General features: G+C 68.1%; 12 protein-coding genes and 1 pseudogene. 7 read left to right on the plus strand and 6 right to left on the minus strand.

Annotated elements, in window-relative coordinates:
* Position 1: 1 nt before the first annotated feature.
* On the minus strand, positions 2 to 946 hold the full coding sequence (locus tag E3T28_RS02600) for an NAD-dependent epimerase/dehydratase family protein (protein ID WP_134427669.1): 945 nt from the start codon (positions 944 to 946) through the stop codon (positions 2 to 4).
* A gap of 163 nt (positions 947 to 1,109) precedes the next feature.
* Positions 1,110 to 2,384, minus strand: a complete 1,275-nt coding sequence (locus E3T28_RS02605; protein ID WP_134427671.1) for a M18 family aminopeptidase — start codon at positions 2,382 to 2,384, stop codon at positions 1,110 to 1,112.
* Positions 2,385 to 2,590: 206 nt separating this feature from the next.
* On the opposite strand from E3T28_RS02605, the gene E3T28_RS17250 reads away from it, so the two are divergent.
* Together E3T28_RS17250 and E3T28_RS02615 are read left to right on the plus strand one after the other, a co-directional pair.
* The gene (locus tag E3T28_RS17250; protein ID WP_166786901.1) at positions 2,591 to 3,748 is read left to right on the plus strand and encodes a hypothetical protein; all 1,158 of its coding nucleotides are present in this window, start codon (positions 2,591 to 2,593) and stop codon (positions 3,746 to 3,748) included.
* Between the two features lie 43 nt (positions 3,749 to 3,791).
* Positions 3,792 to 6,044, plus strand: coding sequence for a RecQ family ATP-dependent DNA helicase (locus E3T28_RS02615; protein WP_134427673.1), 2,253 nt, complete (start codon positions 3,792 to 3,794; stop codon positions 6,042 to 6,044).
* 98 nt (positions 6,045 to 6,142) lie between these two features.
* Here E3T28_RS02615 and E3T28_RS02620 read toward each other — a convergent pair whose 3' ends face one another.
* Positions 6,143 to 7,153, minus strand: a complete 1,011-nt coding sequence (locus E3T28_RS02620) for an ADP-ribosylglycohydrolase family protein (RefSeq protein WP_134427675.1) — start codon at positions 7,151 to 7,153, stop codon at positions 6,143 to 6,145.
* Positions 7,154 to 7,433: 280 nt separating this feature from the next.
* On the opposite strand from E3T28_RS02620, the gene E3T28_RS02625 reads away from it, so the two are divergent.
* The 3 genes from E3T28_RS02625 to E3T28_RS02635 are packed head-to-tail and all read left to right on the plus strand — an operon-like array spanning position 7,434 to position 9,729.
* Entirely contained in the window at positions 7,434 to 8,246 is an 813-nt protein-coding gene (locus tag E3T28_RS02625; RefSeq protein ID WP_134427677.1) for an amino acid ABC transporter substrate-binding protein, read from the plus strand.
* Positions 8,247 to 8,258: 12 nt separating this feature from the next.
* Positions 8,259 to 8,927, plus strand: coding sequence for an amino acid ABC transporter permease (locus E3T28_RS02630; protein ID WP_134427679.1), 669 nt, complete (start codon positions 8,259 to 8,261; stop codon positions 8,925 to 8,927).
* The gene (locus E3T28_RS02635; protein WP_134427681.1) at positions 8,914 to 9,729 is read left to right on the plus strand and encodes an amino acid ABC transporter ATP-binding protein; all 816 of its coding nucleotides are present in this window, start codon (positions 8,914 to 8,916) and stop codon (positions 9,727 to 9,729) included. The genes E3T28_RS02630 and E3T28_RS02635 overlap by 14 nt, the downstream gene beginning before the upstream one ends.
* A gap of 15 nt (positions 9,730 to 9,744) precedes the next feature.
* Here E3T28_RS02635 and E3T28_RS02640 read toward each other — a convergent pair whose 3' ends face one another.
* Entirely contained in the window at positions 9,745 to 10,767 is a 1,023-nt protein-coding gene (locus E3T28_RS02640; protein ID WP_134427683.1) for a TerC/Alx family metal homeostasis membrane protein, read from the minus strand.
* Between the two features lie 153 nt (positions 10,768 to 10,920).
* On the opposite strand from E3T28_RS02640, the gene E3T28_RS02645 reads away from it, so the two are divergent.
* The gene (locus E3T28_RS02645; RefSeq protein ID WP_134427684.1) at positions 10,921 to 11,613 is read left to right on the plus strand and encodes a Pr6Pr family membrane protein; all 693 of its coding nucleotides are present in this window, start codon (positions 10,921 to 10,923) and stop codon (positions 11,611 to 11,613) included.
* 147 nt (positions 11,614 to 11,760) lie between these two features.
* Here the strand turns inward: E3T28_RS02645 and E3T28_RS02650 are convergent.
* Both E3T28_RS02650 and E3T28_RS02655 read right to left on the minus strand, forming a co-directional pair.
* A pseudogene (locus E3T28_RS02650) lies at positions 11,761 to 11,991 on the minus strand (MarR family transcriptional regulator); the annotation flags it as partial.
* On the minus strand, positions 11,988 to 13,088 hold the full coding sequence (locus tag E3T28_RS02655) for a TerC family protein (RefSeq protein ID WP_134427686.1): 1,101 nt from the start codon (positions 13,086 to 13,088) through the stop codon (positions 11,988 to 11,990). The pseudogene E3T28_RS02650 and the gene E3T28_RS02655, both read right to left, overlap by 4 nt.
* A 220-nt stretch (positions 13,089 to 13,308) precedes the next feature.
* Between E3T28_RS02655 and E3T28_RS17130 the strand changes: the two genes are divergently transcribed.
* Entirely contained in the window at positions 13,309 to 13,914 is a 606-nt protein-coding gene (locus tag E3T28_RS17130) for a cupin domain-containing protein (protein ID WP_198417138.1), read from the plus strand.
* The last annotated feature ends 25 nt before the right edge of the window (positions 13,915 to 13,939 follow it).

Below are 13,939 nucleotides of genomic sequence, written 5' to 3' on the forward strand. Positions count from 1 at the left end.
GTCAGGCGTCCGCCCGCACGGCCGGCGCCCGATAGCTCTCGATCACGGCCGCCAACGACTCCGCCCATGGTGTGGCCTGCACACCGAGCAGTCGCTCGGTCTCAGTGGAGTCAACCAGGAACGGCCGGTTGAACTGGTAGGCCGAGTCGTTGGCCGCTCGGATGAACGGCAAGAAGACGCCGAGCAGTCGCAGGAACGCCGGGCTCATTTCCTTGACGCTGCCCTTTTCGCCCGTGAGCCGATTCACCCGCTCGGCGATCTCGGCGCGGGAGAGCGGCTCCGCAGCCGGCACGTGCCAGACCCGGCCCCACGGCCCGCGGTAGTCCGCGGCCGCGATCAGGGTGGCGACGATGTCGGCCCGGTAGCACCAGCTGTGCGGTTCGGTCGCGCTGCCGAAGATCCGGGCGCACCGGCCGGCGAGTACGGGCCCGAAGAAGGCCGAGCCGAGTTGGCAGTTCCGGCCGGCGCCCGGTCCGAAGTAGTCGCTCGCCCGCACCTCGACCACCTCGATCTCGCCCCGGGCCTGGGCGGCGAGCGCGAGCGTCCAGCCCTCGGCTCGCACCTGCCCCTTCGGCTCGGTCGGGTGCAGCGGCGTCGTTTCGGACATGGGCATGGCGCTGTCCTCGCCGTAGCCGTAGAGGTTGCCCATCAACACCAGCCGGGCCGAGGACCGGTGGGCCGCTTCGATGGCGGCCCGGTGCATCGGGGGCCACAGTTCCGGCCAGCGGTGATACTGGCGAGGACCGGTCGCGAGGAAGATCGTGGCGGCGCCTTCTGCTGCGGTGGCCAAGGCATCCGGATCGGACGCGTCGAGGGTGACCGACGTCGTGCCGGACACGTTCGTGCCGGAGCGGGTCGCGAGCAGCACGGTGTCCCCACGCGCGACGAGGGCGCGGGCGAGGGCTTCGCCGATGTAGCCGGCGCCGGCGATGAGGTGGACGGTCATGAGAATCTCCTCTGCGGACGACGCGAGAGCCGTCGTACAGATAGTTAGAATGTCTGATAGCCATGCTATCAGATACCTTGACTATCCGGAAGGAGTTGAATCCTCATCTCCGGGTTTCGCCGGGGCGGGGCTGGGCTCGACTGCCGAAGTCACTCACCGGTCGTTAGTGCTCGGGGGCGAAGAACGCGCCGATCGCGACGCTCAGCGCCACCGGGTCGTTCACGTGGCACAGTTCGCGGGCGGAATGCATCGACAGCAGCGGGATTCCCACGTCGACCGTGCGGATGCCGAGGCGCGTGGCGGTCAGCGGCCCGATCGTGGAGCCGCAGGGCACCGTGTTGTTCGAAACGAATTCCTGGTACGCCACGCCGGCCTGCGCGCAGGTGCGGGCCCAGAGCGCGGCACCGGCGGCATCCGTCGCGTAGCGCTGGGTGGCGTTGATCTTCAGGAGCGGCCCGCCCCCAGCGACGACCATATTCGCCGGGTCGTGCTTCTCCGGGTAGTTCGGGTGCACCGAGTGGCCGGCGTCGGCCGAGAGGCACCAGGAGCCGGCGTAGGCGCGCAGGCGATCGCTGACGGATGCCCCGAGCCCCGCCCCGATCCGGGTCAGGATGTCGTCGAGCAGCGGTCCGCTCGCGCCCGAGCGGGTTTCGGAGCCGAGTTCCTCGTGGTCGAAGGCCGCGAGCACCTGGATCTGCCCGGCCGACGTGGGGGCGGAGATGAGAGCGACGAGGCCGGCGTGCACAGAGGAGAGGTTGTCCATCCGTCCGGCGGCGAAGAGTTCGTCGCCGAGACCGAACCGGGCCGGTGCCGCCGTGTCAGCCGTGATGATGTCGTACCCGGCGACATCCTCGCCCGCCAGCCCGGCCAGACCGGCGAGGTGCTCGACCAGATCGGCCTGGCTCTTCTCCCCCACCCCGAAGACCGGGGTCAGGTGCCGCTGCCGGTCGAGGGTGAGGGCGGTGTTGGCGTCGCGGTCGAGGTGGATGGCCAACTGCGGGATGCGGCAGAACGGGCCGGTACGCACGAGGTGCTCGGTGCCGTCGACGGTGGTCAGACGGCCGGCGAATTCGAGTTCGCGGTCGAGCCAGGAGTTCAGCAGCGGGCCGCCGTAGACCTCGACCCCGGCCTGCAGCCAGCCATGGGCGCCGATGGTCGGCTTCGGCTTCACTTTGAAACCGGGCGAATCGGTGTGGGCGCCGAGGATACGGAACGGGGTCGTCGGGCCGGCGTCGGCCGGCTGCACCCACGCGACGACGGCGCCGTCGCGCAGGATGTAACGGCGGCCGGGTTCGTTCGACCACTCCTCCGTTTCGCTCAGACGGTCGAAACCGGCGCCGTCCAGGCGGCGGGCGACCTCCGCCGCCGCGTGGTAGGACGACGGTGAGGCCGTGATGAAGTCGGCGAAATCGGCGATGTAGTCGGGTTGGGAGGTCATGGGACAATCCAACCACTCTGCGTTCTATGTACACATTCACGGGCCGCACGCACGGCCAGTCGTTCACGGCCAGGAGGAGCGCACCCATGATCCAGCCGAACAAACCCCCGCACCCGGCCCGCGCCGCGATATTCTCGTGGCAGAGCGGCATCGACGGGCGCGAGTCCACCCCGACGGAACTCTTCAACCCCCTGTCCTAGCATTGGATGCCTGACAATTCCCAGAACCAGCGGCATGTGGGCCTCGCCGTGGCCTACAGCGTCTGGGAGTACTACCAGTCCACCGGTAACACCGAATTCCTGATTCACCAGGGTGCCGAGATGCTGCTCGAAGTGGCCCGCTTCTTCGCGAGCCTGGCCCGCTACGACGAGGTGGACGACCGCTACGACACCGTCGGGGTGATGGGGCCGGACGAATTCCACGACGGCTACCCCGGTGCGCCGGGCAGCGGCGTCCGCAACAACGCCTACACGAACGTGATGACCGCGTGGGTGCTGCGCCGCGCGGTCGACACCGTGGCGCTGCTGGAGAACCGGGACTGCCGGCCGCTCTGGAACCGGCTGCGACTTCGGCCGGACGAGGTCGACCAGTGGGCCCGGATCAGCCTGCGGCTGCGGGTGCCGTTCCACGCCGACGGCGTGATCAGCCAATTCGAGGGCTACGAAGACCTCCCCGAGTTCGACTGGGACGCCTACCGGGGCAGGTATCATTCCATCGCTCGGCTCGACCTGATCCTCAACGCCGAGGGCGACAGCACGAACAACTATCGGCTCTCCAAGCAGGCCGACGTGCTCATGCTGCTCTACCTGCTCTCCGCGGAGGAGCTGCGTGACCTGCTCGAGACCATGGGTTACGAACTGCCGCCGGAAGCCATTGTGCGAACCGTCGACTTCTACTCCGCACGCTCCACCCACGGCTCCACGCTCAGCAACGTGGTGCACTCCTGGCTGGACGCCCGCCGCGACCGGGAACGGTCCTGGGTCTACCTGACCCGGGCCCTCGACAGCGACCTCGGCGACATCCTCGGCGCCTCCACCCACGAGGGCATCCACCTCGGCGCGATGGCCGGATCGGTCGACATGGTCGTGCGCTGCTACACCGGGCTGGAGATCCGGGAGGACATGCTCTGGCTGCACCCCGTGCTGCTCGACGGCGACGCCGAGGTGCTGCACAGGCCCGAGGCAGGCGACGGATTGGTCGAGTACTTCCGGTGTATCGCCGGCGAGCACTCCGACTGGGCCGAGTACCGGGCGTCGATGGCCCTGCAGGACAAGGCCCGGATCCGCATCACCCCCACCCGGTGGAGCCCGATCGGCACCGGTGGGTTTCCGGCCGAGGTGGCCGCCCGGCTCGACGCGCTGTAGCCGAGCCCGGCGCACTGTCACCCGCATCTGCGAAGCTGGACGGATGACCGACACCCGCGCCGCCGCCCTCGAGATCCTGCGCAACCTGGTCGGGCGTGACGACGCCGACTTCCACGAGGGGCAATTCGAGGCCATCGAGACCCTCGTCGACCAGCGCCGCCGGGCCCTGGTCGTGCAGCGCACCGGGTGGGGCAAGTCGGCCGTCTACTTCGTCGCCACACTGCTGCTGCGCCGCCAGGGTGCCGGCCCCACCATCCTGGTGTCACCGCTGCTCGCCCTGATGCGCGACCAGGTGGCCGCGGCCGCCCGGGCCGGGGTGCGCGCCGTGTCGATCAACTCCGCCAACCCGCACGAGTGGGCCGAGGTGCAGCAGCAGCTGCAGGGCGACGAGGTCGATGTGCTGCTGGTGTCGCCGGAGCGGCTCAACAACCCGAAGTTCCGCGACGAGCAGCTCCCGGCGCTCCTGACCCGGGTGGGGCTGCTCGTCGTCGACGAGGCCCACTGCATCTCCGACTGGGGGCACGATTTCCGGCCGGACTACCGGCGCCTGCGCGACCTGATCGCCCAGATGCCCGCCGGGGTGCCCGTGCTGGCGACCACGGCCACGGCGAACAGCCGGGTGGTGACAGATGTCGCGGCGCAGCTGGTGACGGCCGGCTCTCCGCACTCCACAGGCTCTCCGCACTCCACAGGCTCTCCGCACTCCACAGGCTCTCCGCACTCCACAGGCTCTCCGCACTCCACAGGCTCTCCGCACTCCACAGGCACGACCACCGGGGGCACCGAGGTGGTCACAATCCGGGGGCCGCTCGCCCGGGCATCCCTGCGCCTGGGCGTGCTGCGGTTGCCGGACTCGCGCACCCGGCTGGCCTGGCTGCTCAGCCACATCGACGAACTGCCCGGCAGCGGCATCATCTACACCCTCACCGTCTCGGCTGCGGAGGACACCGCCCGGCTGCTGCGGGAGGCCGGGCACCCGGTGCGCGCCTACACCGGGCAAACCGACACGGCCGAGCGGGAGGAGTCCGAGGGAATGCTCAAGCGCAACGAGGTCAAGGCCCTGGTCGCCACCAGCGCCCTGGGCATGGGGTTCGACAAGCCCGACCTCGGCTTCGTGCTGCACCTGGGTGCCCCGTCCTCACCCGTGGCCTACTACCAGCAGGTCGGCCGCGCCGGACGCGCCACCGAGAACGCCGACGTGCTGCTGCTGCCCGGAGTCGAAGACGAAGACATCTGGCAGTACTTCGCGACCTCCTCGATGCCCAGCCAGCACAAGGCCGAGGCCGTAATCGGGGCGCTCACGGACCACGGCGGCGCCCCGCTGTCCACGCCCGCGCTCGAGGCCCGCGTCGACCTCAAGCGCAGCCCGCTCGAGCTGCTGCTCAAGGTGCTCGACGTCGACGGCGCCGTGCGCCGAGTCACCGGCGGCTGGGTGTCCACCGGCCAGCCCTGGCTCTACGACCGGGAACGCTACGAACGCATCGCCGCCGCCCGGGTGAACGAGCAGCAGGCAATGCTCGACTACGAGCGCACCACCGGCTGCCGGATGGAATTTTTGCAGCGTGCCCTCGACGACGACACCGCGGTGCCCTGCGGCCGCTGTGACAACTGCACCATGGCTTGGTTCCCCGGCGACGTGGCACCCGAGATGGCCTCCGTCGCCGCCGCGTCGCTCGACCGCGTCGGAGTGGCCCTCGAACCGCGCGCCCAGTGGCCTACCGGGGTGGCGAGCCTCGGCGTCAACGTACGCGGAAACATCCCGGCCGGCGAACGGATGCTGCCCGGCCGCGCCCTCGCCCGCCTCACCGACCTGGGCTGGGGCGGGCCACTCCGCGGCCTCTTCGCCACCCAGACCTCCGATGCCCCGCCCACGGATGCCCCGGCGAGCCCGGCCCTGATCCAGGCCTGCATTCGCGTGCTGGCGGAATGGGGCTGGGATGAACGACCGGCCGCGGTGGTCAGCGTGCCTTCGCGGCGGCATCCGTTGCTGGTCGGATCGGTGGCACAGGCGTTCGCCGACGCGGGCCGCCTGCCCTGGCTCGGCTCGCTCGACCTCGTGAACGGCGGCCCCACCGGCACGGCGGGCGGCAACAGCGCCTACCGACTCGCCAACGTCTGGGACCACTTCGCGGTGGGGTCGGAGTTGGCCGCGGCCCTCGAAGCGGTGCAGGGCCGGCCGATCCTGCTCGTCGATGACCTCGCCGACAGCCGCTGGACCCTCACGGTCGCGGGTCGCTTGCTGCGCCGCCAGGGGGTGGCGGCCGTGCTGCCGTTCGCGCTGGCGTTGAAGTCCTGAGCTGTTGAAATCCTGAGTTGTTGAAATCTTGAACCGCCGGAAACCTGAACCGCCGGAAACCTGAACCGCCGGAAACCTAACCCCCTGGACAACCGTCCTCAGTGCAGGGCGCGCAGCCTGACCGTGCGCCGTCGGCCGACCTTGTCTGCCACGACTCCCCCGGCCTCGTCGCCGTGGGCGGCCTGCATCGAAAGACGCACCAGGTCCACGCCGCGCAGCCCCGGCCAGCCCTGCACCAGGTGGCGCCAGACCGTAGGCACGGCTTCCAGCCCCCAGCGGGCTGCGGTCAGCGCGCCCACGGCACCCGCCACGGCGTCGGTGTCGCCACCGCCGCGGGCCGCGGCTTCGATGGCACGGCGCACCTGGCCGGCATCCGTTCCCCGGGCGTGCGTGATGGCCGACCAGGCGGCCTGCAGGGTCTGCACGACCCAGCCGTTCCCCGGGAAGTCCGCCGGCCGTTTACTCTCGGCCTCGTCGAACCGGGCCGACCAGTCCCCGCGGCGGTCGCTCGGCAGGGCGTACAGGCCCACCCGAATGTCGAGTTCGCCCTCGAGCACCGCGTGTCGCAGGGCGAGCCCGAACAGCACGCAGGCGTCGCCTGCCTCGGTTTCGGGGTGCGTCAGCTCGCTTACCAGGCGCGCTGCCCGGGCCAGGGCGACCGGATCGCGAAGGAACGCCAGCGCCACCGGCGCGGTGCGCAGAAGCGATCCATTGCCGGCGCTGCGCCCGTTCCGGTCGTGCTGCTCCTTCGCCGCGCGGCGCACGGACTCTGCGTTCGGCTCGCTGGCGGAGAGCACCTTGCCCAGCTGCACGCCGGCGTACGGTGCCGATTTCGCCCAGCCCACCCAGTGGGCCACGACGTGGTCAAGGACCACCTCGTCCCGGAGATCCCTGCCCTCCGCCGCGGCCATCGCGAGCGGCACGGCCAGTGCCGTGTGGTCGGTCCACTCGCCGGGCGCCCAGTGGAAACCGCCACCGCCGCGCATGCTGACCGAGGTGGTTTCCGGCAACGGCCCGGCGAATTCGTAGCCCGCCCCGAGGGCATCCCCGCATGCCATGCCGAGCAGCATTCCGGCCGATCGGTCATGTTGGTCGGCAGTCAGCTTCATGCGGGCTCCTCCGGGTTGGGCCGAATCCGGTCGGGTAAGGACCGTTGTACGGTCGGGTAAGGACCGTTGTACAAGCGAATCCGAGATCAGGCATCGGATGCTCGCCACGCCCGCAGCCTAATCCGGCCCAAAATACCCGACAAGGCCATTGACTGGGCCCTGTGGGGTGTGTGACGCCGGGCGTCACGGGAATATTGACCGGAGCCCACTGCTTGTTAGTCTTCGGAAGTCGCTTTTCGGCGGCGGATACGCTCCTGCAACCTCGGTTAGGCCAGAAACCATGAAGCTCAAGATCCTGTCGGCGGTATTCCTCACAGCGCTCACCGTGTCGCTGGCCGGCTGCTCCGCGGGTGCCGGCACCGACGAGGCGGCAACCACCGGCGCCGACACCTCGCTGTCCTCCGTCACGGACGCCGGCGTTCTCACCGTGGGAACCGAGGGCACCTACCGCCCGTTCACGTTCCACGAGGGCGGCTCCGGCGCCCTGACCGGCTACGACGTCGAGGTCATCGAGGCCGTCGCCGCCGAACTGGGCGTCAAGGCCAAGTTCGAAGAAACCCAGTGGGACGGCATCTTCGCCGGCCTCGAGGCCGGCCGCTTCGACGTCATCGCCAACCAGGTCACGGCGACCCCGGAACGCGTCGAGAAGTACGACTTCTCGACCCCGTACACCGTCTCGACCGGCGTCATCGTGGTGAAGAGCGACAACACCTCGATCACCTCCTTCGAGTCCCTGGCCGGCAAGACCACCGCGCAGTCGCTCACCAGCAACTGGAACACCCTCGCCACAGAGAGCGGCGCCAACGTCCAGGCCGTCGAGGGGTGGGCCCAGTCGGTCGCCCTGGTCGAACAGGGTCGCGTAGACGCGACCGTGAACGACAACCTGACCTTCCTCGACTACCAGAAGCAGACCGGAGCCGCCGGCCTCAAGGTCGCCGCGAACACCGACGAGAAGTCTGCATCGTCCTTCGCGTTCGTCAAGGGCAGCACGGAACTGACGGATGCTGTCGACGCGGCCCTCGCCAAGCTCGCCGCCGCCGGCACCCTGACGTCGATCTCGGAGAAGTACTTCGGGTCCGACGTCTCCAAGTAACCCGTTCCAGCCATGAACCAATCTGCCTGGGAACTTTTCTGGACCTCGCTCGGTCCCATCGTGCACGGGGCGATTGCCGGTACGATCCCGCTGGCCCTCGCCTCGTTCGCGATAGGAATCACGCTCGCGCTCGGCTTGGCGCTGATGCGCCTGTCCCGGCGCCGGTGGGTGTCCGGAATCGCCCGGGTCTACATTTCGATCGTTCGCGGCACCCCGCTGCTGGTTCAGCTGTTCGTGATCTTCTACGGTCTACCGTCTCTGGGCATCCTGATCGACCCCTGGCCGAGCGCCGTGGTGGCGTTCTCGCTCAACGTCGGCGGCTACGCCGCCGAGGTGATCCGGGCGGCCATCCTGTCTGTGCCCAAGGGGCAGTGGGAGGCGGCGTACATGATCGGCATGTCGCACCGCCGCGCGCTGACCCGGATCATCCTGCCGCAGGCCGCCCGCGTGTCGGTGCCGCCCCTGTCGAACACCTTCATCAGCTTGGTCAAGGACACCTCCCTCGCCTCGCTGATCCTGGTCACGGAGCTGTTCCGCGAGGCGCAGCAGGTGGCCGCCTTCAGCCAGGAATTCATGCTGCTCTACCTCGAGGCCGCCCTGGTCTACTGGGTGATCTGCCTGGGTCTGTCCTCGATCCAGAGCGTTCTCGAGAAGCGATTGGACCGCTATGTCGCCCACTGATCCGACCGACCCCACCGACTCGACCGACAGGGATGCCGCGTCGGCCCCGGGCGCCCTGCTCCGGGTGCGGGGCCTGCGCAAGAGTTTCGGCCCGAACCAGGTGCTGCAGTCCGTTGACCTGGCGGTGGGCCGCGGCCACGTGCTCGCGCTGATCGGCCCGTCAGGTTCCGGCAAGACCACCATCCTGCGCTGCCTGAACGGCCTGGAACTGGCCGACGGCGGCACGATCGACGTCGCTGCGGAGGTCTCGCTCGACTTCGGCACTCCCCCGTCGAAGAAGCAGCTCGCGGCGCTGCGTGACCGTTCGGCCATGGTCTTCCAGCACTACAACCTGTTTCCGCACAAGACCGTGCTGGAGAACGTGCTCGAAGGGCCCGTGGTCGTGCAGCGGCGTCCGAAGGCGGAGGTCGAGGCGGAAGCGCTCGCGCTGCTCGACAGGGTGGGCCTCAGTGCCAAGAAGGACAGCTACCCGTTCGAGCTCTCGGGCGGTCAGCAGCAGCGCGTGGGAATCGTGCGCGCGCTCGCCCTGCGGCCGCAGCTGTTGCTCTTCGACGAGCCCACCTCCTCGCTCGACCCGGAACTCGTCGGGGACATCCTGCGCCTGATCAAGGAGCTGGCCGTGGAGGGCTGGAGCATGGTCATCGTGACCCACGAACTTGAATTCGCCCGGGAGGTGGCCACCGAGGTCGCCTTCGTCGACGGCGGCCGGATCGTCGAGCACGGCGACCCGAAGCAGATGCTCCGCAACCCGAAGGAGGAACGCACCCGGCAGTTCCTGCACCGGCTGCTGTTCCCCTTCTAGGTCTCCGAGCCCCTTCTAGTTCTCCGGGTCGGTCCGCTCCGCGGGTTCGGGGTCGGGCCGATCCGCTGCCCGGAGTGAGCCGGCATGCGCTCGTGCCGTGGGATCCCGGCGCGTCTTGACCAGGCTGGCAATCGTGGTCACGGTCAACACCACACCGATTACGATCAGGCTGAGGTTCGTGCTGATCTCCGGCACGCGGTCGTCAAGGCCGTGTCCCCAGTGCAGAACAAGTTTCACACCGATGAACGCCAGGATCAGGGACAGGCCGGTCGACAGGTACACCAGCCGGTCGAGGAGTCCCTTGACGAGGAAGAAAAGCGCCCTGAGCCCGAGCAGGGCGAAGGCGTTGGCCGTGAAGACGATGTACGCCTCATCGGTGATTCCGAAGATCGCCGGGATCGAGTCCAGTGCGAAGAGGAGATCGGTGCTGCCGATCGCGATCAGCACGATGAACAGTGGTGTCACGGCGCGGCGGCCGGCGATGCGGGTGAACATCCGACCGCCGACATAGTCGTCGGTCACGGTCAGACCCCGACGGGCCACCCGGACCAGCACGTTGTCCTGCACGTCGGGGTCGACATTGCGGTGCCGGTACAGCTGCACGGCCGTGAAGATCAGCACCAGGCCGAAGATCAGGAACATGAAGGAGAACAGCGAGAGCAGGGCGGCGCCCAGCGCGATGAAGATCGCCCGCAGGATGAGGGCCAGCACGATTCCGAAGATGAGCACCTTCTGCTGGTATTTTTCCGGCACGGCGAAGGTCGCCATGATGATCACGAAGACGAAGAGGTTGTCGATGGACAGGCTCTTCTCCACGATGTACCCGGCGAAGTATTCCGCGCCGAAGCCCCAGCCCACCTGGACCGCGAAAACGAGGCCGAACAGGATGGCGACCGCGATGTACAGCACCGACGAGACTGCGGCCTCCCGGAATTTGACCACGTGCGGCCGAGCCATGGCCAGGCCCAGGTCGAGCGCGAGCAGACCCAGAATGAGTGCGATAGTGAGCGTCCAGCGGAGCGCAGTTACTTCCAGCAACTGTGACCTTCCTGTCGTGTCCTCAATGAGGATTTTCGGCGTGATCACTAATGTTAGGGACCAGTTGGGTGATTGGGTGACTGTGGTTCAGGGCCGGTCAAGCGAGCGGCCGGCCCCACTGATTCCTCAGCTCGGCAGCACTATTCTTTTCCAGTGACTTCAACAGTAATTCCTACGGTGGCCTCCGATTCAGCATCGCCCTCCGCCCTCCGACGCCTCTCGGGTCTGCTGCGCATCGCCATGGGGCTGCTGCTCTTCGCGAGCATCATCACACAGATCGCCGACCAGCTCTGGAACGACGCGTTCGTGGCCACCGAGTACTTCGGCTACTTCACGATCCAGTCGAGCCTGATGAACGTGGTCGTGCTGCTCGTGGGAGGGTCCCTCGCGTTGAGAAGCCGCGTCGACCCCCAGCTTCTCACCGCGGTACGGATGTCGGTGCTCACCTACGCGGTCGTCACCGGCGTGGTCTACAACGCCCTGCTCCGCGGCGTCGTCTCCGACGGTTTCATCGGGGTGGGCTGGCCCAACGAGGTGCTCCACGTCTGGGCGCCGATCTTCATCGCCCTGGACTGGATTCTCTCGCCGGGGCGACCGGCTCTGGCCTGGACGCGCTTCGGCTATGCCCTGATCTACCCGGTGCTCTGGGTGGTCTACGCACTGCTCCGGGGAACGCTGACCGGCTTCTACACCTACCCGTTCCTCGACCCGGCGCAGCCGGGCGGCTACCTCGCCGTTGCCCTGTACGTGCTCGGTATCGCGCTCTTCATCGCCGGTCTCGCCGCGGCGGCCATCGCGGCCAGCCGCATCCGTCCCCGCGCCCTTGAGCCGGAACCCGCGGTCTGACCGGAGGTCGTCCGGCCGTGGCGCCGCCGGCGCCAAGTTGGCGAACACGGCGATCATCTCGTCGATGCTGTGAGCCGCGTTCGACGGATGCCGGAACGGCCGGTTCCGCTCGACGCTGTAGTGGTTTCGCCGCCCGACCCGTTCGCGCCGAATATACCCGGCCTCGACCAGGTCCGCCGTGATGCTCAGCGCCGCCCGGGACGACACCCCGACCGTGTCGGCGAGCTCCTGCACCCGTGCATCCGGATTCCCCGCGATCGCGAGGAGCAGGTGCGCGTGGTGGGTGAGGAACGTCCACGGCTTGCCGGGGGCATCCGTCGGTGCGGGTAACGGATCGGTCAGCGTTGCGGGTAGCGGATCGGTCAGGGGTTCGGTCATCGGCGGTTCTCGTTCTCCTTCTGGGGCTCGGACTTAGGCTCAGGCTTGGGCTTGGGCTCGGGCTTCTGCCCGGGCTTCTGCTCGAAACTGCGGGCCGGGCGGCGCCAGACCGGCTCCAGCTCGGCGAGCTCCGCGGGGGTGGCCTCGCGGAACGAGCCGGCCGCGTCGGCCTCGACCTCCCGACGTCCCTGGCCGCGGGTGGCACGGAGGCTGAGCACGACCGACACCGTGATGATCAGCGCGATCACACCCAGTGAGACGGTTGTTGGGATGTAGAAGACGTCGAGCAACAGCATCTTGACACCGACCCAGACCAGCACCAGGGCGAGCCCGATCTTCAGGTAGACGAACCGGTGCATGAGGTCGGCGAGCAGGAAGTACATCGCCCGCAGGCCGAGGATCGCGAAGGCGTTGGCGGTGAAGACGATGAAGGGCTCGCTGGTGACCGCGAAGATGGCCGGGATGGAGTCCACGGCGAACACGACATCCGTCACCTCGACGAGCACAAGAACGGCCAGCAGCGGTGTGGCGAGCAGGATCCCGTTCTTGCGCACCAGGAAGCGCTGGCCGTGGAACGCGTCGGTCATCGGGATGAAGCGGCGGAAGAGGCGCAGCACCGGCGACTTCTCGGGGTGCGCGTGTTCGTTGCGGGTGCGGATCATGCGGTAGCCGGTGTAGATCAGGAACGCGGCGAAGATGTAGAGGATCCAGGAGAAGTTCTCGATCAGCACGGCGCCCGCGGCGATGAAGATACCGCGCAGCACGAGCGCTCCAAGCACGCCGAGGAACAGCACGCGGTGCTGGTACTGGCGTGGCACGGCGAAGGCGGCGAAGATGATCGCCCAGACGAAGACGTTGTCGACCGCGAGGGACTTCTCGATCAGGTAGCCGGCGTAGTACTGCTGACCGTACTCGGCCCCGGCAGTGCTCCAGATCACCGCCCCGAACCCGATGCCGATGACAACCCAGACCACCGACCAGATCGCGGCCTCGCGCACCCCGATCACATGGGCCTTGCGGTGGGCGAACAGGTCGACGGCGAGCATGACGGCGATCACGCCGAACACCGTCAGCCAGGCGTAGAGGGGAACGTTCATGGGAAATGCCTTCCAGTCCGTAGTACCACTGGAGGTCTGGTCCAACCCGGATCGGGTTCCTGCGGCCGGGTTCCGATGACGGAACCGTAATGACGACCACACGCTGGGGATTACTCCCCTCCGAAAACAAGTGAAGCATACTTCACCCTTTGGAGCAAACCGGGGCGGTTGAGCAGCGTCGCCACCGCGACTACCGTGTACTGGAACGAAGGAGGCTCCCATGAAGGGCTTTGTGGACAACATCGAAGACGCGGCCATCCGCAACTCGAGTTTCCGGCAGGTGCTGTACACCGCGGAGAGGATGCAGCTGGTCGTGATGGCGCTGGAACCGGGTGAGGACATCGGAGAAGAGGTGCACTCGGATCGAGACCAGTACTTCCGGGTGGAGAAGGGCAAGGGCGAGATCTGGATCGACGGCACCAAAACGAAGATCCGGAAGAACTCGGCCATGATCGTTCCGGCCGGCACCCGGCACAATGTGCTGAACTCGGGCGGCAAAGTGCTGCGGCTGGCCACGATCTACGCCCCGCCCGAGCACCAGGACGCAATCGTTCACCGGACGAAGGCGGACGCCCACTCCTCGGAGGAGCACTTCGACGGCACCGTCACGGAACCGAAGGCGAAGCGGCGGTCCGCGAAGCGGGCCACAGGACAGGCCACCGCGAAGTCGACTGCAAAGTCGACTGCGAAGACGACTGCGAAGACGACTGCGAAGAAACCGGCCACAAGGTCAGCGGCCAAGAAGACAGCGGCCAAGAAGACAGCGGCTAAGCGGCCCGCGGCCAAGCGGCCCGCCACGAGGGCGCGGTCGGCCGAGACCGACTAGCCGGGTCAGCCCTAACGAATACGAC

Origin of the sequence: Cryobacterium sinapicolor, assembly GCF_004403465.1 — a bacterium.
In the GTDB taxonomy this organism is placed as follows: Bacteria; Actinomycetota; Actinomycetes; order Actinomycetales; family Microbacteriaceae; genus Cryobacterium; species Cryobacterium sinapicolor.